The sequence below is a fragment of the Paraburkholderia sp. genome (genome assembly GCF_028283785.1).
GTDB lineage: Bacteria > Pseudomonadota > Gammaproteobacteria > Burkholderiales > Burkholderiaceae > Paraburkholderia.
The window spans coordinates 182679-202985 of the sequence record NZ_JAPWKB010000020.1; the positions used below are offsets into that span (position 1 = coordinate 182679).

Below are 20307 nucleotides of genomic sequence, written 5' to 3' on the forward strand. Positions count from 1 at the left end.
GCTAGAAGATGAATGTGACGCTGCGGCAATTGCGGGTTTTCATCGAAGTCGCGCGATTGCAGAGCTTTAGTCGCGCGGGCGATGAAATCGGCCTGACGCAATCGGCGGTCAGCCGATGCGTGCGCGAACTGGAAACGGAGATCGGTCTGAAGCTGATCGACCGGACCACGCGGGAAGTCCAGTTGACGGATGTGGGCGGTAATCTGGTGTCGAGCGTGTCGCGGTTGCTGACCGATCTCGACGAGACCTTGCGCGAGATTCGTGAAATCGGCGAACAGCGGCGCGGGCGGGTGGTGGTTGCGGCCAGTCCGACGGTCGCGTGCCGTCTGATGCCGCAAGTGCTGGCCGCGTGCGGTCAGCAGTTTCCGTATATCGCGCTGGCGCTGCGCGACGACGTGCAAAGCGACGGCATCCGCAAGATCAAGTCGGGCGAAGTGGATTTCGGCGTCGTGATCGGTCCGGTCGCAGCCGACGACCTGCACAGCGAGCCGCTGATGACTGACGCGTTTTGCATCGTCACGCGCAACGATCATCCGCTCGCCGCGCACCGGCAGGTGGAATGGGCGGATCTGGCCGGCGAGCGGCTGGTGATGCTCGACTATGCGTCCGGCAGTCGTCCGCTGATCGACGCATTGCTCGCGCAACACGGCGTCAGCGCCAACGTGGTGCAGGAGTTGGGGCATCCGGCGACGGTTTTCGGGCTAATCGAGGCGGGGATCGGAATCAGCGTGCTGCCGTGGCTGGCGCTGCCGCTGCCCGCCGACGCGCCGCTCGTCACGCGCCCGCTGGTGCCGCGCGCCGAGCGCACGGTCGAACTCGTGCGGCGGCGCGACCGGTCGCTGTCGCCGGCGGCGGAGGCGGTGTGGGGTTTGATCCGGCGTCTTCCGGCGCGTGCCGAGGATCTGATCTGATCTGATCTGATTGTTCGCGCCACGCTACACTGGCGGTCTCGCTGCATTGGCCCTCAAAAAATTTCAGGATGTTCCGATGACTGACTCGGTCCGGCTCGCTCCGAACGCACGCGACGCCGTGCGCGCGCTGCGGCCTTCCCAGATTCGTGAAGTGGCGAACGCCGGTTTCGGCGTCGATAACGTGTTGCCGTTCTGGTTCGGCGAGTCCGACCGGACCACGCCGCAATTTATCCGCGACGCCGCCAGCGATGCGCTCGCGGCCGGCGCGACGTTCTATACGCATAACCTGGGCATTGCGCCGTTGCGCTCGGCGCTCGCCGGTTATGTCAGCGCGCTGCACGGCGCGACGTCGGTGGATCACGTGGCGGTCACGAGCGCGGGCGTCAATGCGTTGATGCTGGCTGCACAGCTGGTGGTGGGCGCGGGCGAGCGGGTGGTCGCCGTCACGCCGTTGTGGCCGAATCTGGTCGAGATTCCGAAGATCCTCGGCGCGCAGGTCGAAACGGTCGCGCTCGAATACGGTGCAAATGGCTGGGCGCTGGATCTCGACCGGCTGCTGGCCGCGCTGACGCCGCAGACGAAGATGCTGCTGCTCAATTCGCCGAACAATCCGACCGGCTGGGTGATGTCGCGGGAACAGCAGCAAGTCGTGCTCGACCATTGCCGTCGGCACGGCATCTGGATCGTCGCCGACGAAGTGTACGAGCGGCTCTATTACGCCGGTTCCGACGATGCGGGCTGCGCGCCGTCGTTCCTCGATCTGGCATCGCGCGACGAACGTGTGATCTGCGTGAATTCGTTCTCGAAGGCGTGGCTGATGACCGGTTGGCGGCTAGGCTGGCTGGTCGCACCGGCCGCGTTGATGGACGATCTCGCGAAGCTGGTCGAGTACAACACGTCGTGCGCGCCGTCGTTCGTGCAGTTGGCGGGCGTCGCGGCGGTCGAGCAGGGCGAAGCCGTCACACGCGCGCTGGTCGCCGACCTGCACGCGTCGCGCGATCATCTGGTGCAGGCGTTGTCGGGGTTGCCCGGAGTCGACGTGAAGGCCGCGCCCGGCGCGATGTATCTGTTCTTCAGCCTGCCCGGCGCGTCCGACAGCCTGACGCTGTGCAAGTCGCTGGTGCGCGAAGTGGGATTGGGGCTCGCGCCCGGCAGCGCGTTCGGACCGGAAGGCGAGGGCTTCGTCCGCTGGTGCTACGCGTGCGACCCGGCGCGGCTCGATATGGGTGTCGAACGCTTGCGGCAGTTTCTCGGGAATCGCTAGTCGGCGGCGCATCCATCGGGCGCGACCGTCTGCGCCTGACCAGCCCCGGACAGCCGCCCGTGGAGCGCCGTCGGCATGCGGTGTGCCGGGATTTCGTCTTTACGCACTGGACGTTTTTGCGTAATATGGCGCTCAGTTCACGCGATTCCCTTCAGGAATTTCGCTGCTCCGTCCGGCTGGGTCTGGCTCGATGCCTGTTTCGCCTCCCCCCGGTGCGTGCTCCCATCAATATGACCGATCAGAATCGGGCGAGCGCGTCTTCAGTTCCATATCGTCTGTTTCGTCGTTTTGATCCGGTTCTTTGACCACAGGGTCTGACCTAGCTGCATGAATACCCAAGAGGCGAAGATCGTCCTCGAGACTGCCTTGATCTGTGCGCAGGAGCCGTTAAAGCTCAATGAATTGCGCAAGCTCTTTGCCGACGGCGTGTCGGCAGACACGGTCCGCACGTTGCTCGAAGACCTGAAGCGGGATTGGTCTGGGCGCGGTGTCGAGCTGGTCGGGCTGGCGTCGGGATGGCGGTTTCAAAGCAAACCCGCGATGCGGACTTATCTGGATCGTCTGCATCCCGAGAAACCGCCGAAATATTCGCGCGCGGTACTTGAGACGCTCGCGATCATTGCGTACCGCCAACCGGTCACCCGCGGCGATATCGAAGAAATTCGCGGCGTCACGGTGAACACGCAGGTGGTCAAGCAACTGGAAGACCGTAACTGGATCGAAGTGATCGGTCATCGCGATGTGCCCGGCCGTCCGGCGCTGTACGCGACCACCCGTCAGTTTCTCGACGATCTCGGTCTGCGCGCGCTCGACGAATTGCCGCCGCTGGTCGATCCGTCCGCGCAACTGAATGTCGATCTGCTCGGTCAGCATGCGATCGAATTCGCCGAAGGCGAGTCCGCGCAAGCCGTCGAAAGCGCGCTGGAACACAGTGGCGCTGAAATCGGAGCGGGAGAATCGGGCGTCGCGGCTGTCGCGATCGAAGCGGGAACGGAAATAGCTGAGACTTCCGTTGCCGGACCAGTCGAGCACAATGCCGGCGCGGACGAAGCGGACGCGGCGGTTCATGCGTCGCAAGCCGACGCACAGCACGCCGAAGCGCAACGCGCCGACGCACCACACGATGACGCAGCACTCGCCGCAGATGGTGTTCAGCCCGAAGTAGCGGCTGAAGCCGAGATCGGCGATGGTGTCGATGCGTCGTCCGATGCGCGAATCCACACGCATCAGGAAACACCCGAAGCACACGCATTACCTGCAACACCCGAAGATTCGCAATCCGGCGACGCCGAGCATGCCGCCGGTGCCGTATCGAACGCGGAGCCGGCCGAACACGCCGATCCGGCGGATCCGGCATTACCCGCGCACGGCCCCGACGAACTCCGCGATGCGGATCTCGCCGCTGGACCGAACCCGACACAGGCGGCGCAAGACGATCCACAAGGTCGCCAGGCTCCTGCCGAGGACGCAGGCGAATTGACCGACGACGAAACCGCGTCGCGTAGCGCCTGACGTAACCGAACTTTTGCCGCGCCCGCAACGGGCGCGCGCGACCTGACATTTGAGGTTGTTTTGACACATACCCACGACACCGATTCGTCCGAATCCGAGCGCGCCGTGAAATCCGCGCACGCCGACGACGCGCGCTCGCAGCAGGCATCGTCCGGCGACGCACCGCGTCCCGACGCCGCCGAGGGCGACGGCGAGGAGCGTCCGCGCCGCGGCCTGCGCCGTGGTCCGCGCAGCCTGATCGCGCGGCGTCGCGCGGGGACGAAGGGTAAAGCCGAAGGCGCGCCCGCGCAGGATGGCGACGCGCCACAAGCTGCGCCGGTCGTCACCGAGGCGCCGCCGGACGGTGTCGTCGCCGCGAAAGTGCGGATGCCGCGCAAGAGCGCCGAGGGCAAGGGTCAAGGCGGCCGCCGCAATGCAGCGGCCGGCGGCGAAGGCGGCGGTCGCGCCGCAGCGGGCGAGCGCAGCGGTGAACGTGGTGGCGAACGCAGCGGTGAGCGCGGTAACCGGCGCGAAGGCGGCAAGCCGCGTCAGAATCGCCGTGGCGGCGACGCAGCGAATCCTGCGGGCGCAGCAGCGACGGCCGCGCCGACGGAAGCCGGCCAGGACGACGTGTTCTCGTACGTGACATCGCCTGCATTCGATGCGGACAACAGCACCAACGACGGCGTGCGCGCTCCGATGGTGCGCCGTGGCAAGCCGCAGGCGCCGAAGCGCGTGCTGTCGCCGGACGACGACGCACCGAAGCTGCACAAGGTGCTCGCCGAAGCGGGCATGGGCTCGCGTCGCGATATGGAAGAACTGATCATCGCCGGTCGTGTTTCGGTGAACGGCGAGCCGGCGCATATCGGTCAGCGCATCATGCCGACCGACCAGGTGCGCATCAACGGCAAGCCGGTCAAGCGCAAGCTGGCCAACAAGCCGCCGCGCGTGCTGATCTATCACAAGCCGACGGGCGAAATCGTCAGCCATGCCGATCCGGAAGGCCGTCCTTCGGTGTTCGACAACCTGCCGCCGATGAAAACGGCCAAGTGGCTCGCCGTCGGCCGTCTCGACTTCAATACCGAAGGTCTGCTGATGCTGACCACGTCGGGCGATCTGGCAAACCGCTTCATGCATCCGCGTTATAGCGTCGAGCGTGAATACGCGGTGCGCGTGGTCGGCGAACTCGCGGAAGGCATGCGCCAGAAGCTGCTGCACGGCGTCGAGCTGGAAGACGGCCCGGCCAGCTTCCTGCGAATCCGCGACGGCGGCGGCGAAGGCACGAATCACTGGTATCACGTTGCGCTCGCCGAAGGGCGTAACCGCGAAGTGCGCCGGATGTTCGAAGCGGCCGGCCTGATGGTCAGTCGCCTGATCCGTACGCGTCATGGCCCGATCGCGCTGCCCAAGGGCCTGAAGCGCGGTCGTTGGGAAGAGCTCGAAGACAACCAGGTGCGCGCGTTGATGGCGTCGGTGGGTCTGAAGGCGCCGGCTGAAGAGAAGGGCGGTCGCAATGCCGCGCCGGAGCGTCGTCAGCCGGATCCGATGCAGACGTCGATGGGCTTTATCAATCGCGAGCCGGTTCTGATGTCGCACGGCCGTTTCGATCAGCAAACGCCTGGCCCTCGTGGTCAAGGCCGACGTGGTCCGGCTGGCGGTGGCGGTGGTGCTGGCTTCGGCGGCGGCGCACGTGGCCCGCGCGGCGGCGGCGCTGGTTTTGCCGGTCCGATGAGCAGCGGCTTGGGTGGTTCGGGCGGTCAGCGTGGCGGCCGTGATGTCGACGGCAATCGCGCGCCGACCGGAAACGGTAACGGCAACCGTGCGGCCGGCGGCAAGCGCGGCGGTAGCGGTGCTGCGCCGGGCAATGGCGGCGGACGTGGTCCGGGTGCAGGCGCAGGCGGCAATCGCGGCGGCAACGCCAATCGCGGCGCGGGCGGCGCAAATCCGGCCGGCGGCGGCGCGAATCGCGGCGCACCGCGCGGTCGCTCGCGCGGTCGTTAAAACGCGTGGCCGGGCACTTGTGGCGCCGCTCCGCGGTCCGCAAGATTCCGGCTGGCGCTCAAGCCGAATGATCGAATGCCCGGTTATATCCGGGCATTTTGATACTTACTTTCAACAGACTTTCCAGCGCGCTGACGACGACTTGAAAATTGACGGTTACCGCCTCACATCAGGCGGTAATTGACTCAAAATCAGGCCGAAAAGCGCGTGGGTGGCCGTCTGGCGGTTTGCGTTTGTCCCGAAAAATGGCTACAATCGCGGAGTCGCTGGGCGTGCGGCTTTTCATGTGCGGCTCAGGTGCGACCACTGGCAATAAGATGATGGGCGTTTAGCCCATTTTTTTTTGCCGCTCAAGTTTGGAGTGGTTCGGCATCTCGGGTAGCACTAACGTGCGCCGGTCTGGCGCGCGGCCCGCATGGTGTATCGCAGGCTCGCCGCGCGAACATCTTAGAGGGCACTGTGCAACTGACGGAACTGATTGAAACCACGGTCGTGGGCCTCGGCTACGAACTCGTCGATCTCGAGCGCACCGGGCGCGGGATGCTTTGCATCTATATCGACCAGCCAGCCGGTATTGCAATTGAAGATTGCGAGAAGGTCACGCGTCAGCTCCAGCACGTTCTGACGGTCGAAAATATCGAATACGAGCGGCTCGAAGTTTCGTCGCCGGGTCTCGATCGCCCGCTGAAAAAGCTGGCAGATTTCGAGCGCTTCGCAGGCAGCGAAGCGGTAATCACATTGAAAAAGCCATTGGACGGACGGAAATCGTACCGGGGCATCGTGCATGCTCCACAAGGCGAAACGATCGGTCTGGAATTTGAAGGGAAGGAAGGCGCCGCGATGCTGGATTTCACGCTCGCGGATATTGATAAAGCTCGCCTCGTTCCGAAAGTTGACTTTAGGAGCCGCAAACAATGAGTCGCGAAGTGTTGATGCTGGTGGATGCGCTGGCACGCGAGAAAAACGTCGACAAGGACGTGGTATTTGCCGCGCTCGAAGCGGCGCTCGCTTCGGCCTCCAAGAAACTCTTCGAAGAAGATGCGGACATCCGCGTCCATATCGACCGTGAGAGCGGCGAGCACGAAACCTTCCGTCGCTGGAAAGTCGTGCCGGACGAAGCCGGTCTGCAAGAGCCGGATCAAGAAATTCTGCTGTTCGAGGCGCGTGAACAGAATCCGGAAATCCAGCTCGACGAGTTCATCGAAGAACCGGTGCCGTCGATCGAATTCGGTCGCATCGGCGCGCAGGCGGCCAAGCAGGTCATTCTGCAGAAGGTTCGTGACGCCGAACGTGAGCAGATCCTGAACGACTTCCTGGAACGCGGCGAAAGCATCATGACCGGCGCGGTCAAGCGTCTGGATAAGGGCAATTTCATCGTCGAAACCGGCCGTGTCGAAGCGCTGCTGCGCCGCGATCAGCTGATTCCGAAGGAAAACCTGCGCGTGGGCGACCGCGTGCGCGCCTATATCGGCAAGGTCGATCGCACCGCTCGCGGTCCGCAGATCGAGCTGTCCCGTACGGCGCCCGAATTCCTGATGAAGCTGTTCGAAATGGAAGTGCCGGAAATCGAGCAGGGCTTGCTCGAAATCAAGGCTGCGGCGCGTGATCCTGGTGTGCGTGCAAAGATCGGTGTGGTCGCTTATGACAAGCGTATCGACCCGATCGGCACATGCGTCGGCATTCGCGGTTCGCGCGTGCAAGCAGTGCGCAATGAGCTCGGTGGCGAAAACGTCGACATCGTGCTATGGTCGGAAGACCCTGCCCAGTTCGTGATCGGCGCGCTCGCGCCGGCAGCCGTCCAGTCGATCGTCGTCGATGAAGAAAAACATTCGATGGACGTCGTCGTAGACGAAAGCGAACTGGCGGTCGCAATCGGCCGTAGCGGCCAGAACGTCCGTCTTGCCAGCGAACTCACCGGCTGGCAGATCAACATCATGACGCCGGACGAATCTGCGCAAAAGCAGAACCAGGAACGCGGCGTTCTGCGCGACCTGTTCATGGCGCGTCTCGATGTCGACGAAGAAGTCGCCGACATCCTGATCGACGAAGGCTTCACGAGCCTCGAAGAGATCGCATATGTGCCGCTCAACGAGATGCTCGAAATCGAAGCGTTCGACGAAGACACCGTTCACGAACTGCGTAATCGCTCGCGCGACGCGTTGCTGACGCAAGCCATTGCAAACGAAGAAAAGGTCGAAAACGTTGCGCTCGACCTGAAGAGCCTGGACGGAATGGACGCCGACCTGCTCGCGAAGCTGGCTGAACATCAGGTTCAGACACGCGACGAGCTGGCCGAGCTGGCTGTAGATGAACTGGTCGAGATGACCAGTATGGAAGACGACGCCGCGAAGGCGTTGATTATGAAGGCCCGTGAACACTGGTTTCAATGAGATCTATGACCATGAACCACTGACCTGAAAGCGGCCGCCAGGCCGCATGACCCGATGCTAACCGCAAGGAATTGGTCCTTGCATTAAGAGGAATGAATGGCGAGTAACAACGTAGCCCAATTTGCCGCGGAACTGAAAATGCCTGCAGGCGTGCTGCTTGAACAACTGCAGGCAGCGGGCGTCGAGAAAGCAAGCGAGGCCGATACCTTGTCCGAGACCGACAAGGCGCGCCTGCTCGACCACTTGCGCAAGTCGCATGGTTCGACGGATGCCGACAAGCGCAAGATCACGCTGACGAAGCGGCATACGTCGGAGATCAAGCAATCCGACTCGACAGGCAAAGCTCGCACCATTCAGGTCGAGGTGCGTAAGAAGCGCACGTTCGTCCGCCGCGATGAAGCGACCGGTGAAGGCGCGGAAGCATCGAATAATGTGGCCGAGGCCGAAGACCTCGAACTTCAGCGTCGTGAGGAAGAAGCACGTCACGAAGCCGAGTTGCTCGAGAAGCAGGCTCAGGAATTGAAGGCGCGCCAGGAACAGCTGGAGCGCGAAGAATCCGAACGTCAGGCGCGTGAGGCTGCGGCTGAAGCCGAGCGTCGTCGTGCGGAAGAAGAAGCGGCGAAGAAGCGCGCCGCGGCCGAAGCGGCTGCGCAACAGGCTCGCGCGGCGCAAGTCGAGAAGGTCGAGCAGGCTGCCGCGAAGCCGGCGGCTGCCGCCCAGCCCGCGCCGACGCCTGCGCCCGCTGCTGCGAAGCCGGTGGAACAGGACGACGAGCGTGCTGCCGCCGAACGCGCTGCACAACGCGAAGCTGCGAAGAAGGCGGAAGACGCCGCTCGCGAAGCCGCCGACAAGGCGCGCGCCGAGCAGGCCGAAATCGCCAAGCGTCGTGCTGCGGCTGAAGCCGAAGCACGCGCAATCCGCGAAATGATGAACACGCCGCGCAAGGCGCAGGTCAAGGCGCCGGAACCGGCACCGAAGCCTGTCGAGCCGGCCAAGGCCGCCGAAGCGAAGGGCACGCTGCACAAGCCGGCACGTCCGGCGGGTGAAGCCGCTCGTCCGGCTGCTGCAAAGAAGCCGGCAACGGCCGCTGCACCGTCGGCAACGCCGGCACCGTCGGCAGGCGACAAGAAGAAGCCGGGCGGCAAGGGCGGCTGGCAGGACGACGCAGCGAAGCGCCGCGGTATCAAGACGCGTGGCGATTCGAGCGGCGGTGTCGATCGTGGCTGGCGCGGTGGCCCGAAGGGTCGCGGCAAGCATCAGGATCAGAACACCACGTTCCAGGCGCCGACCGAACCGATCGTTCGTGAAGTGCACGTGCCGGAAACCATCACGGTGGCCGACCTCGCGCACAAGATGTCGGTGAAGGCTTCGGAAGTCATCAAGGTGATGATGAAGCTCGGCCAGATGGTCACGATCAACCAGATGCTGGACCAGGAAACGGCGATGATCATCGTCGAAGAACTGGGCCACCACGCGGTCGCGGCGAAGCTGGACGATCCGGAAGCGATGCTGGTCGAAGGCGAAATCTCCGACGCAGAAGCGCTGCCGCGTCCGCCGGTCGTCACCGTCATGGGTCACGTCGACCACGGCAAGACCTCGCTGCTCGACTACATCCGTCGTGCGAAGGTTGCCGCAGGCGAAGCGGGCGGGATTACGCAGCACATCGGTGCATATCACGTCGAAACGCCGCGTGGCGTGATCACGTTCCTCGACACGCCGGGTCACGAGGCCTTCACGGCCATGCGTGCTCGCGGTGCAAAGGCAACGGACATCGTGATTCTGGTGGTCGCAGCCGACGACGGCGTGATGCCGCAAACGAAGGAAGCGATTGCCCATGCGAAGGCTGCCGGCGTGCCGCTGGTCGTCGCGATCAACAAGATCGACAAGCCGGATGCGAATCTGGATCGCGTGAAGCAGGAACTGGTCGCGGAAAGCGTCGTGCCGGAAGAGTACGGTGGCGAATCGCCGTTCGTGCCGGTGTCGGCAAAGACCGGCGCGGGTATCGACGATCTGCTGGAGCAGGTGCTGCTGCAAGCCGAAGTGCTGGAATTGACGGCACCGGTCGCCGCACCGGCCAAGGGTCTGGTCATCGAAGCGAAGCTCGATAAGGGTAAGGGTCCGGTTGCAACGATCCTCGTCACGTCGGGTACGCTGAATCGCGGTGACGTCGTGCTGGCAGGTAGCGCTTACGGTCGCGTGCGGGCAATGCTCGACGAAACCGGCAAGCCGACCAAGTCGGCCGGCCCGTCGATCCCGGTCGAAATTCAAGGTCTGTCGGAAGTTCCGGCAGCCGGCGAAGAAATGATCGTGATGCCGGACGACCGCAAGGCACGTGAAGTCGCGCTGTTCCGTCAAGGCAAGTTCCGCGATGTGAAGCTGGCCAAGCAACAGGCCGCGAAGCTCGAAAACATGCTGGAACAGATGGGCGAAGGCGAAGTTCAGTACCTGCCGCTTATCGTCAAGGCAGACGTGCAGGGTTCGCAGGAAGCGCTGGTTCAGTCGCTGCTCAAGCTGTCCACGGACGAAGTCCGCGTGCAGATCGTGCACGGCGCGGTCGGTGGCATCAGCGAGTCGGACGTCAACCTGGCAACGGCTTCGAAAGCGGTCATCATCGGCTTCAACACGCGTGCCGATGCACAGGCTCGCAAACTGGCCGAATCCAACGGTATCGACATCCGTTACTACAACATCATCTATGACGCAGTGGATGAGGTGAAGGCGGCGATGTCGGGCATGCTGGCTCCGGAGAAGCGCGAAGTCATCACCGGTATGGTCGAAGTCCGTCAGGTCTTCAAGGTACCGAAGATCGGCGCGGTGGCCGGCTGTATGGTCACGGACGGTTTCGTCAAGCGCTCTTCGTCGGTGCGTGTGCTGCGCAACAACGTCGTCATCTTCACCGGCGAACTCGATTCGCTGAAGCGTTTCAAGGACGACGTGAAGGAAGTCCGTCAGGGCTTCGAGTGCGGTATGTCGATCAAGAACTTCAACGACATCGTCGAAGGCGATCAGTTCGAAGTCTACGAAGTCACCGAAGTGGCGCGTACGCTGTAATTCAGGCGCAACGCTGAACGGGCGGGGCGGGCGCTTGCGCCCCTCCCGCCCGTTTGCTTTTGTGCTTGCCATTCGTGCAGCGCTGCGAGCCAGCCGCGCACGAACCCAACTTTGCTATCCGTCGATAGCGATCACGGATTCATCATGCCCAAGAAACGTTCTTCCCCTAATCGCAACGTGCAGATCGCCGATCAGATCCAGCGCGATCTGTCCGAGTTGATGCGCGAGGTCAAAGACCCGCGGGTCGGCATGGTCACGATCCAGAGCGTCGAACTGACGCCGGATTACGCGCACGCCAAGGTCTTTTTCACGACGCTGACCGGCGACCCGGAGCAAACCCAGGTCGCGCTGAATCATGCGGCCGGCCATTTGCATAACCTGCTGTTCAAACGCCTGCATATCCACACGGTGCCGACGCTGCATTTCCATTACGACAAGACCATCGAACAGGCTGTCGAAATGTCACGTCTGATCGACGAAGCGAACGCGAACCGCGCGAAAGAAGACTGATCCAGAACCGGTTCTAAAGCTGATATGACTGCAAATCAACGGCCTCGCGTGCCGCGTCGATTGCTCGATGGCGTGTTGCTGCTGGACAAGCCCGTCGGCCTGTCGAGCAACGACGCGCTGATTCGCGCGAAACGTCTCTATCTGGTGAAGAAGGCAGGCCACACGGGCACGCTCGATCCGCTCGCGTCCGGTCTGCTGCCGCTGTGTTTCGGTGAAGCCACCAAGTTTTCGCAGGATCTGCTCGAGGCCGACAAGACCTACGAAGCGACGATGCGTCTCGGTATCCGCACGACCACCGGCGACGCCGAAGGCGAAGCCGTCGTAACGCGTGACGTCACATGCGATCGCGCGGCGGTCGAAGCGGCGATCGCGCAGTTTCGCGGCGAGATCACGCAAATCCCGCCGATGTACTCCGCGCTCAAACGCGACGGCAAACCGCTGTACGAATACGCGCGCGCCGGACAGACGGTGGAGCGCGAAGGGCGCCAGGTCACGATTCACGCGCTCGATCTGATCGCGTGCACGTTGCCGGATTCGCCCGACGTGACGTTTCGCGTCACGTGCAGCAAGGGCACGTATGTGCGCACGCTCGCGGAAGATATCGGTGAAGTGCTGGGTTGCGGCGCGCATCTGGTGATGTTGCGGCGCACGGGCGTCGGCGCGTTGACGTTGGAAAACGCAGTGACGCTCGACGCGATTGTCGGATGCGGAACAGGGCGCGCGCGACGCGTGGTTGCAGCCGGTCGACGCGCTGCTGTCCACGTTTCCGGCAGTCGAACTCGACGACGACGCGACGCGTCGTTTCCTGCACGGCCAACGTCTGCGACTCGCCGATCTGATGCTTCCCGACGACACCGCCGATGCGCCGCGTGTGCGCGTCTACACGGCCGGCCGCGCGAAGTTGCTGGGCGTGGCGAAACTCGGTGAAGGCGTGCTGGCGCCGGACCGGCTGATCGTGACGGCAGGCAGTTAAGCGCACACGGTGCACTCCGCGTAGCAGATAGCGCACAACAAAAAGGCGGGACCGCAGTGATGCGGTCCCGCCTTTTTTAATGCTGCGTTCCGGTCGGAGCTACATCTGCGTCAGTGCGCCGCCGCAGCTGCCGCGCCGGCATCGCCGCCCGCGCGTTCCGGCTTGGTGATCCAGATCAGCGCGATCAGCGCGATAAAAATCCCCGCCGAAATAAAGAACAGATCGTTCACGCCCAACTGTGCGGCCTGTTGCGTCGCCATCGAATTGAACATCCCGTACGCCTGCGTCGGATTCATTCCCGCCGCGCCCATCTGCGTGACCGATTGCGCGAACGTCGGGTTGTACGCATTCGCCTGCTCGGTCAGCTGAGCGTGATGAAGAATGGTGCGGTGATCCCACGCGGTCTGGAAGATCGATGTGCCGATCCCGCCGCACATGATCCGCACGAAATTCGACAAGCCCGACGCCGCTGGAATCCGGTTGCCGGGCAAGCCCGACAGTGTGATCGATACCAGCGGAATGAAAAATCCGGCCATGCCGATACCCTGAATCAACGTGGGCAGCATCAGCGACTGCGTATCGACGCCCGTCGTATAACGTGAACGCATCCAGAAGCACAGCGCAAACACCAGGAACGACAGCGTCGCGATATAACGCGGGTCGGTGCGCGGCAAGATCTTGCCCGTCAACGGTGACAGCAGCACCGCGAACACGCCGACCGGCGCCATCACCAGACCGGCATCGGTGGCGGTGTAGCCGATATCCGTTTGCAACCATAACGGCAGCAACACCAGATTGCCGAAATACAGCCCGTACCCGATCGACAGTGCGACCGTGCCGCCCGTGAAATTCCGCTTCGAGAACAACGACAGATCGACCACCGGATGTTCGGCCGTCAGTTCCCACACGATGAAGAACGCCAGCGCGATCACCGCGACCAGTGTCAGCACCACGATCGTCGTGGACGCGAACCAGTCGAGATCCTTGCCCTTGTCGAGCATGATCTGCAGCGCGCCGACCCACGTGATCAGCAACGCGAGACCGACGCCGTCGATCGGCGCCTTGCGGATCACGGAATCGCGATTGCGGAAGATCGCCCAGGTGGCGATCGCAGCAACCGTGCCGACCGGAATGTTCACGTAGAAGATCCACGGCCACGAAATGTTGTCCGAGATCCAGCCGCCGAGAATCGGCCCGGCAACCGGCGCGATCAGCGTGGTCATCGCCCACATCGATAGCGCCATCGGCGCTTTCGCGCGGGGATAGCTGGCCAGCAGCAGCGTTTGCGACAGCGGAATCATCGGACCGGCAACCGCGCCTTGCAGCACGCGCGACGCCAGCAGAAACGGCAACGTCGGCGCGAGGCCGCATAGCCACGACGAGATCACGAACAGGATGATCGACGCCATGAACAGGCGGACCTGGCCGATCCGGTCGGTCAGCCAGCCGGTCAGCGGCACCGAGATCGCGTTGGCGACCGCGAACGACGTAATGACCCACGTGCCTTGATCCGACGCCACGCCGAGGTCGCCGGAGATCGACGGGATCGACACGTTCGCGATCGACGTGTCGAGCACGTTCATAAACACGGCAAGCGACACCGCGATGGTGCCGATCACCAGTTTCGCGCCCTCGAGCGGCGGGTGAGGGAGTTGCGCGTTAGCCTGAACCATGAAAAGCCTTAAATTGAGCGTCGCCGCTTACATCAGCTTCGCGGCCGCCGGCTTTGCGTGGTCAGCCGGTTTCTGCGTGCTGGCGCCCTGGACGCTCTGCGCGTTCTGACCGGCGTTTTCCGTGATGATCCGAGCGATTTCCGCGTCGGCTTCGTCACCGTACTTGTCGAAGACGTTGGTCTGATAGACCGTGTTCTTCGCTTCTCCGAGCATGCTGCCGTTTTCGTCCTTGATGCTCACGTCGGCTTGCATCGACAGGCCGATGCGCAGCGGATGCTTTTCAAGTTCCTGCGCGTCCAGTGCGATACGCACCGGCAGACGCTGTACGACCTTGATCCAGTTGCCGGTCGCGTTTTGCGCGGGCAGCAGCGAGAACGCCGAACCCGTGCCCGCCGAGAAACCGACCACCTTGCCGTGATACACGACCGACGAGCCGTACACGTCGGCGGTCAGTTCGACCGGCTGGCCGATGCGCATGTGCTTCAACTGAACTTCCTTGAAGTTCGCATCGACCCACACGCCGTTCAGCGGCACGATCGCCATCAGCGGATTGCCCGGCGACACGCGCTGGCCGACCTGCACCGAGCGCTTCGCGACGTAACCCGTGACCGGCGCGGGCAGCGTGTTACGCGCGTTGGCCAGATACGCGTCGCGCACCTTGGCGGCTGCGGCCTGGACGTTCGGATGATCGGCGATCGACGTATTCGCGGTCAGCGCGCGGTTCGACGCCAGTTGCTGTTTCGCCGCTTCGAGCGAAGCCTGCGCGCTCGCGACGGCGTCGCGTGCGTGCGAGATTTCTTCCTGCGACACAGCGCCCGTTTGCGCGATCGTCATCCGGCGCTTCAGGTCGTCCTGAGCGCGCGACAGATCGGACTGACGCAGCGTGACTTGCGCCTGGTACTGGTTGTCGTTGGCGAACAGGCCGCGCACCTGACGTACCGTTTGCGCGAGATTCGCTTCGGCCTGCTCCAGCGCAACGCGCGCGTCGGCGGGATCGAGCACGACGAGCGGATCGCCGGACTTCACGGTCTGCGTATCGTCGGCGTTCACCGCGACCACCGTGCCGGTGACTTGCGGCGTGATCTGCACGACATTGCCGTTCACGTACGCGTCGTCGGTGTCTTCATGGAAGCGCGCGACGAGGAAGTAGTACAGACCGTAGGCGATCGCCGCAATCAGGATCACGATAACGAGCAACGTCATCATGCGCTTGCGTTTGCCGCTGTTCGCCGGCTGTGCGGCGGGTTGCTGGGGGGTGCTCATTGATATGCTCCGTGTTCTCTCAATCTGCGTCGTTTATGCGGATAAGCATCTGTTTTGTGTTCTTGCGCGCGGCGTTCAGTTCGTGGCGGGCTTGCTCGCCTGCGCCGCGGTTTGCGCCGCCGGTGCCGACGCGGGCGCGTCGGTTGGCACGATCAGACCGGTTTGCGTCGCGTCGAAGCCACCGCCCAGCGCCTTGATCAGCCCGATCTGCATATCGCGGCGCTTCATCTTCAGATTCGTCACGGTCTGCTCGGCAGCGAGGCGGTTCTGGTCGGCGGTCAATACTTGCAGTTGCGGCGACAGACCGGCCTTGTAGCGGATCACGGCCAGTTGATACGCCTTGGTCGACGCGTCGAGCGCGCGTTGAGCGTCACCCGATTGCTGGTCAACCGAGCGGATCGACGACACTTGCGTCGCCACATCCGTCAGCGCGTTGATCAGCGCCTGGTTGTAGTTCGCGACGTCGAGGTCGAAATCGGCATAGCGGCTCTTCAATTGCGAACGCAGCGCGCCTGCATCGAAGATCGGCAGATGGATGGCCGGTCCGAACTGGACCTGACGGCTCGCGAAGTTCAGGAAACGGCCCCAGCCGAACGCGTCGAAACCGAAGCCTGCGGCCAGATTGATGTCCGGGAAGAACTCGGCTTTCGCTTCTTTCACGTCGTGCATCGCTGCCTCGACCTGCCAGCGCGCGGCGACGATGTCCGGGCGACGCGCGATCAGATCGGCGGGCATGTTATCGGGCAGCGTGACGGCGGCGCCCGCGGACAACGCCGGTTGGGCGATTTGCAGCCCGCGATCCGGACCCTTGCCGAGCAGCGCGCCCAACTGGTAACGGGTCGTCGTGATCTGGCCGTCGAGTTCGGTCAGGCTGGACTGGCTGGTCGCGATATTGCCGCTGGCGGTCTGGCGTTCAACATTCGTGTCGAGGCCCGCCGCCACCCGGCCGTTCGTAATACGACCGATATCCTGACGGTTCGCGATTTCGCGCTGGGCGATATCGCGCAGCGCGTACAGCTGCGCCAGCTGGTTATACGTGCTCGCCACCGATGCCGCGAGCGTCACGCGCGCCTGCTGCATGTCGGCTTCCGCCGCCTTTTCCTGCGACACGGCCTGGCCGAGACGCTGGCGGTTTTTGCCCCACAGGTCCAGATCCCACGACGCGCTCGCAAGCGCGTTGTTCTCGCTATACCAGGTGCCGCCGTACGGAGGCGGGTAGAGCGCATTGCCCGAGAACAGCTCGCGGTTCCACGAATAGCTGGCGTTGGCCTTCGGATACAGCGCCGAGCGGCTGGTCTCGATATACGACGACGCCTTCGCGATGCGCGCCTGCGCCTGCGCGATCGACGGGCTGCCTTCCAGCGCTTCGTTGATCAGCGCGCTCAGTTGCGGATCGCCGAACTGGTTCGCCCAGTCGAGCGACGGCCATTGGCCGCTCTGGCTGGGCAGACTTTGCGACGACTCGAACTGGCCCGGCGACGCGATCTGCTTGTCGCTCTTGATGCCGATGTAGTTCGCGCACCCCGCGAGGGCGAACGCCGTCACCGCAGCGGCGACAGCGGCCCGGCGAGACAGCGCGGGCGCGGACAGGGAAAGGGATTTCATCGCTCGACTCTTTGAGTGTGAGTGGATTTGAATGGTGGACGGTGCAACCAATTTCTTACGATTTACTGTCAAGATTGGTCGTCGTGTCACGCGCCACGCCGGTCAGGTCGCCGGTGTTGATCAACACGCGACGCAGCATACTTTTCAGGAAGCCCACTTCTTCGGGCGTGAAGCCGCCCAGCAGGTTATCGATCACGCTATTGAAAATGGCCGGCATGCGGCGGGCGATGGACAGACCTTCGTCTGTCAGTGCGAGCCGCACGACGCGCCGGTCTTCGCTGCTGCGCACCCGCGTCAGCAGGCCGCGCTTTTCCAGCCGGTCGATCAGCCGTGTGACCGCGCTGGCGTCGATGCCGTATTCGCGGGCGAGTTCCGCCGCGAGCAGGCATTTGCCGCTGGCCACCATGAACAGGATGCTGCCTTGCTGACTGGTGATGCCGAGTTCGGCCATCGTGCGTTGGGTCACCATGTTCGACATGGTGGATTTCACCCGCGCAATCAGATACCCGACGCTTTCTCCCAGCTGGTAGTCGGCGATTTCGGGCGGCGGAGTGTAAGACGGAGCCGGCATGAGTCTCGTGCGAATGCAATGGTTGACTAGGCAGGATTATAGGGCGCGGTTAGTTGACGCGGCAAGCGTTATTGCAGACTGAGCAAAGGTTTCTCGACAAAACAGGGAGCAATCGGTTTGCATGCTTCGATAGGTGCGTGGCCGACCGTTCCCGGCGCGTCCGCAGCGCCTGCGGACGTATCTCTAAATGTATGAAGTACCGCCTTTCCAGGATAAGCGGGCGCCCGGAAACCCTCGCCCAGCATGCGATATCAGGGATTACCAGAAACCTTCACGATCGCGTGCTATAATTTTGGGTTCCCAAAAGTGCGCTTTGGGCTGGTTCGCTGGTTTGTCCGCTGAGCAGCTGGTGCGCACTCAACCGTCTCCAGGTTCCTATGACCCGCGCCCTACGCAACATCGCCATCATTGCTCACGTCGACCACGGCAAGACTACGCTCGTCGACCAACTTCTCCGTCAGACCGCTACGTTCCGCGACAATCAGGCTATCGCCGAACGCGTGATGGACTCGAACGACATCGAAAAGGAACGTGGCATCACGATTCTTTCGAAGAATTGCGCGGTCGAGTACGAAGGCACGCACATCAACATCGTCGACACGCCGGGCCACGCCGACTTCGGCGGTGAAGTGGAGCGCGTGCTGTCGATGGTCGACTCGGTGCTGCTGCTGGTCGATGCCGTCGAAGGTCCGATGCCGCAAACGCGTTTCGTGACGAAGAAGGCGCTGGCGCTCGGCCTGCGTCCGATCGTCGTGATCAACAAGGTCGACCGCCCGGGTGCGCGTATCGACTGGGTGATCAACCAGACGTTCGATCTGTTCGACAAGCTCGGTGCAACCGACGAACAACTCGACTTCCCGATCGTCTACGCATCGGGTCTGAACGGTTACGCCGGCCTGACGGCTGACGTTCGCGAAGGCGATATGCGTCCGCTGTTCGAAGCCGTGCTCGAACACGTTCCGGTTCGCCCGGCCGATCCGGCAGCGCCGTTGCAGTTGCAGATCACGTCGCTGGACTATTCGTCGTACGTCGGTCGTATCGGCGTCGGCCGTATCACGCGCGGCACGATCAAGCCGGGCATGTCGGTCGCCGTGCGTTCGGGCCCTGACGGCGCGATCCTCAACCGCAAGATCAACCAGGTTCTGTCGTTCAAGGGTCTGGAGCGCGTGCAGGTCGACTCGGCTGAAGCCGGCGACATCGTGCTGATCAACGGTATCGAAGAAATCGGCATTGGTGTGACCATCTGCGCACCGGACACCCCGGAAGCGCTGCCGATGATCACCGTCGACGAACCGACGCTGACGATGAACTTCCTCGTGAATTCGTCGCCGCTGGCCGGTAAGGAAGGCAAATTCGTCACGAGCCGCCAGATCCGCGATCGTCTGATGAAGGAACTGAACCACAACGTCGCGCTGCGCGTGAAAGAAACCGGTGACGAAACCACGTTCGAAGTGGCAGGTCGCGGCGAGCTGCACTTGACCATTCTCGTGGAAAACATGCGTCGCGAAGGCTACGAACTGGCCGTGTCGCGTCCGCGCGTGGTGATGCAGGAAATCGACGGCGTGAAGCACGAGCCGTACGAAAACCTGACGGTCGACATGGAAGACGGCCATCAAGGCGGCGTGATGGAAGAGTTGGGTCGTCGTAAGGGCGAAATGCTCGACATGGCGTCCGATGGTCGTGGCCGTACGCGCCTCGAATATCGTATTTCGGCACGTGGCCTGATCGGCTTCCAGTCGGAATTCCTGACGCTGACGCGCGGCACGGGCCTGATGAGCCACACGTTCGACTCGTATCAGCCGGTTCGTGAAGGCGCGGTGGGCGAGCGTCGTAACGGCGTGCTGATCTCGCAGGACGACGGCGCGGCGGTTGCGTACGCGCTGTGGAAGCTGCAGGATCGCGGTCGCATGTTCGTGTCGCCGGGTGAGCCGCTGTACGAAGGCATGATCATCGGTATTCACAGCCGTGACAACGACCTCGTCGTGAACCCGATCAAGGGCAAGCAGCTGACCAACGTGCGTTCGTCGGGTACCGACGAAGCCGTGCGCCTGGTGCCGCCGATCCAGATGTCGCTGGAATACGCAGTCGAATTCATCGACGACGACGAACTCGTCGAAGTGACGCCGCAGTCCATCCGTCTGCGCAAGCGTTACCTGAAGGAACACGAGCGTCGCAGCGCCAGCCGTAAGGGCGCGGTGGACTAAGCGTCAAGCCGTGTTTCGCAAGAAGCCGCATCATGCGGCTCTTCGGAAATGGAAAGAAAGCCGCCCTCGGGCGGCTTTTTTGCATTTTTGCGTCAATCGGGCTCAGGTCCGTCGGAATCGCGCCGTAATCCTGTGCAGACTTTGCATCCGGACGCGCACAAAAGGCTATTTCAGGACGCAAAACGATCGCGAATCGCATCTCGAAATGGCCTTGAAAGCTAGCTGCGACGGGCGTTTGCGACGATTGGTCAGCTATCTGGAGTGGCCATTCTGTGATATGCTTCCGCTGATGCAAGTTAAGGTCCTTCCAAGCAAGACTTGATTAGCGCAATCCGCCCAACGGTCAGGCCGTGTCGCGGAAGGTTGAGCAACCCGCTATTTCTCGAGAAACTCGAAGAAA

The 20307-nt window shown here is 63.0% G+C and carries 13 protein-coding genes and 1 pseudogene; 10 read left to right on the forward strand and 4 right to left on the reverse strand.

Annotated elements, in window-relative coordinates; genetic code table 11:
- Nucleotides 1-8: 8 nt before the first annotated feature.
- The 9 genes and pseudogenes from PW947_RS29950 to truB all read left to right on the forward strand — a co-directional run bounded on the left by PW947_RS29950 (nucleotide 9) and on the right by truB (nucleotide 12591).
- Nucleotides 9-911 (forward strand): LysR family transcriptional regulator, encoded by a 903-nt coding sequence (locus PW947_RS29950; protein WP_299636334.1) that lies wholly within the window; start codon nucleotides 9-11, stop codon nucleotides 909-911.
- Nucleotides 912-987: 76 nt separating this feature from the next.
- On the forward strand, nucleotides 988-2175 hold the full coding sequence (locus tag PW947_RS29955; RefSeq protein ID WP_299636336.1) for a pyridoxal phosphate-dependent aminotransferase: 1188 nt from the start codon (nucleotides 988-990) through the stop codon (nucleotides 2173-2175).
- A 327-nt stretch (nucleotides 2176-2502) separates the two neighbouring features.
- Nucleotides 2503-3687, forward strand: a complete 1185-nt coding sequence (gene scpB, locus PW947_RS29960; protein ID WP_299636338.1) for an SMC-Scp complex subunit ScpB — start codon at nucleotides 2503-2505, stop codon at nucleotides 3685-3687.
- Nucleotides 3688-3747: 60 nt separating this feature from the next.
- Nucleotides 3748-5667 (forward strand): 23S rRNA pseudouridine(2605) synthase RluB, encoded by a 1920-nt coding sequence (rluB, locus tag PW947_RS29965; protein WP_299636340.1) that lies wholly within the window; start codon nucleotides 3748-3750, stop codon nucleotides 5665-5667.
- Nucleotides 5668-6126: 459 nt separating this feature from the next.
- Nucleotides 6127-6585, forward strand: a complete 459-nt coding sequence (gene rimP, locus PW947_RS29970) for a ribosome maturation factor RimP (RefSeq protein WP_299636342.1) — start codon at nucleotides 6127-6129, stop codon at nucleotides 6583-6585.
- The gene (nusA, locus tag PW947_RS29975; protein WP_299636344.1) at nucleotides 6582-8057 is read left to right on the forward strand and encodes a transcription termination factor NusA; all 1476 of its coding nucleotides are present in this window, start codon (nucleotides 6582-6584) and stop codon (nucleotides 8055-8057) included. The genes rimP and nusA overlap by 4 nt, the downstream gene beginning before the upstream one ends.
- Before the next feature lie 96 nt (nucleotides 8058-8153).
- Nucleotides 8154-11108: a translation initiation factor IF-2 gene (gene infB / locus PW947_RS29980; RefSeq protein ID WP_299636346.1), complete on the forward strand. Its 2955-nt coding sequence runs from the start codon at nucleotides 8154-8156 to the stop codon at nucleotides 11106-11108.
- Between the two features lie 144 nt (nucleotides 11109-11252).
- Nucleotides 11253-11618: a 30S ribosome-binding factor RbfA gene (gene rbfA / locus PW947_RS29985; RefSeq protein WP_299636348.1), complete on the forward strand. Its 366-nt coding sequence runs from the start codon at nucleotides 11253-11255 to the stop codon at nucleotides 11616-11618.
- Between the two features lie 24 nt (nucleotides 11619-11642).
- A pseudogene (gene truB, locus PW947_RS29990) lies at nucleotides 11643-12591 on the forward strand (tRNA pseudouridine(55) synthase TruB).
- Between the two features lie 110 nt (nucleotides 12592-12701).
- Here the strand turns inward: truB and PW947_RS29995 are convergent.
- The 4 genes from PW947_RS29995 to PW947_RS30010 form a co-directional block, all read right to left on the reverse strand.
- Entirely contained in the window at nucleotides 12702-14264 is a 1563-nt protein-coding gene (locus PW947_RS29995) for a DHA2 family efflux MFS transporter permease subunit (protein WP_299636350.1), read from the reverse strand.
- A 27-nt stretch (nucleotides 14265-14291) separates the two neighbouring features.
- Complete coding sequence (locus tag PW947_RS30000) at nucleotides 14292-15527, reverse strand: EmrA/EmrK family multidrug efflux transporter periplasmic adaptor subunit (protein WP_299636351.1); 1236 nt, start codon at nucleotides 15525-15527, stop codon at nucleotides 14292-14294.
- Between the two features lie 75 nt (nucleotides 15528-15602).
- On the reverse strand, nucleotides 15603-17132 hold the full coding sequence (locus PW947_RS30005) for an efflux transporter outer membrane subunit (RefSeq protein WP_299636353.1): 1530 nt from the start codon (nucleotides 17130-17132) through the stop codon (nucleotides 15603-15605).
- Between the two features lie 55 nt (nucleotides 17133-17187).
- On the reverse strand, nucleotides 17188-17703 hold the full coding sequence (locus PW947_RS30010) for a MarR family winged helix-turn-helix transcriptional regulator (protein WP_299636355.1): 516 nt from the start codon (nucleotides 17701-17703) through the stop codon (nucleotides 17188-17190).
- Nucleotides 17704-18080: 377 nt separating this feature from the next.
- On the opposite strand from PW947_RS30010, the gene typA reads away from it, so the two are divergent.
- The gene (typA, locus tag PW947_RS30015) at nucleotides 18081-19907 is read left to right on the forward strand and encodes a translational GTPase TypA (protein ID WP_299636357.1); all 1827 of its coding nucleotides are present in this window, start codon (nucleotides 18081-18083) and stop codon (nucleotides 19905-19907) included.
- Nucleotides 19908-20307: the final 400 nt, after the last annotated feature.

Excerpts from the sequence above, each read along its gene's own strand:
- PW947_RS30005 (WP_299636353.1), bottom strand. The coding sequence starts at position 17,132 with ATGAAATCCCTTTCCCTGTCCGCGCCCGCGCTGTCTCGCCGGGCCGCT.
- PW947_RS30000 (WP_299636351.1), bottom strand. The coding sequence starts at position 15,527 with ATGAGCACCCCCCAGCAACCCGCCGCACAGCCGGCGAACAGCGGCAAA.
- typA (WP_299636357.1), top strand. The coding sequence starts at position 18,081 with ATGACCCGCGCCCTACGCAACATCGCCATCATTGCTCACGTCGACCAC.
- infB (WP_299636346.1), top strand. The coding sequence starts at position 8,154 with ATGGCGAGTAACAACGTAGCCCAATTTGCCGCGGAACTGAAAATGCCT.
- PW947_RS29995 (WP_299636350.1), bottom strand. The coding sequence starts at position 14,264 with ATGGTTCAGGCTAACGCGCAACTCCCTCACCCGCCGCTCGAGGGCGCG.
- scpB (WP_299636338.1), top strand. The coding sequence starts at position 2,503 with ATGAATACCCAAGAGGCGAAGATCGTCCTCGAGACTGCCTTGATCTGT.
- rbfA (WP_299636348.1), top strand. The coding sequence starts at position 11,253 with ATGCCCAAGAAACGTTCTTCCCCTAATCGCAACGTGCAGATCGCCGAT.
- PW947_RS29955 (WP_299636336.1), top strand. The coding sequence starts at position 988 with ATGACTGACTCGGTCCGGCTCGCTCCGAACGCACGCGACGCCGTGCGC.
- nusA (WP_299636344.1), top strand. The coding sequence starts at position 6,582 with ATGAGTCGCGAAGTGTTGATGCTGGTGGATGCGCTGGCACGCGAGAAA.
- PW947_RS29950 (WP_299636334.1), top strand. The coding sequence starts at position 9 with ATGAATGTGACGCTGCGGCAATTGCGGGTTTTCATCGAAGTCGCGCGA.
- PW947_RS30010 (WP_299636355.1), bottom strand. The coding sequence starts at position 17,703 with ATGCCGGCTCCGTCTTACACTCCGCCGCCCGAAATCGCCGACTACCAG.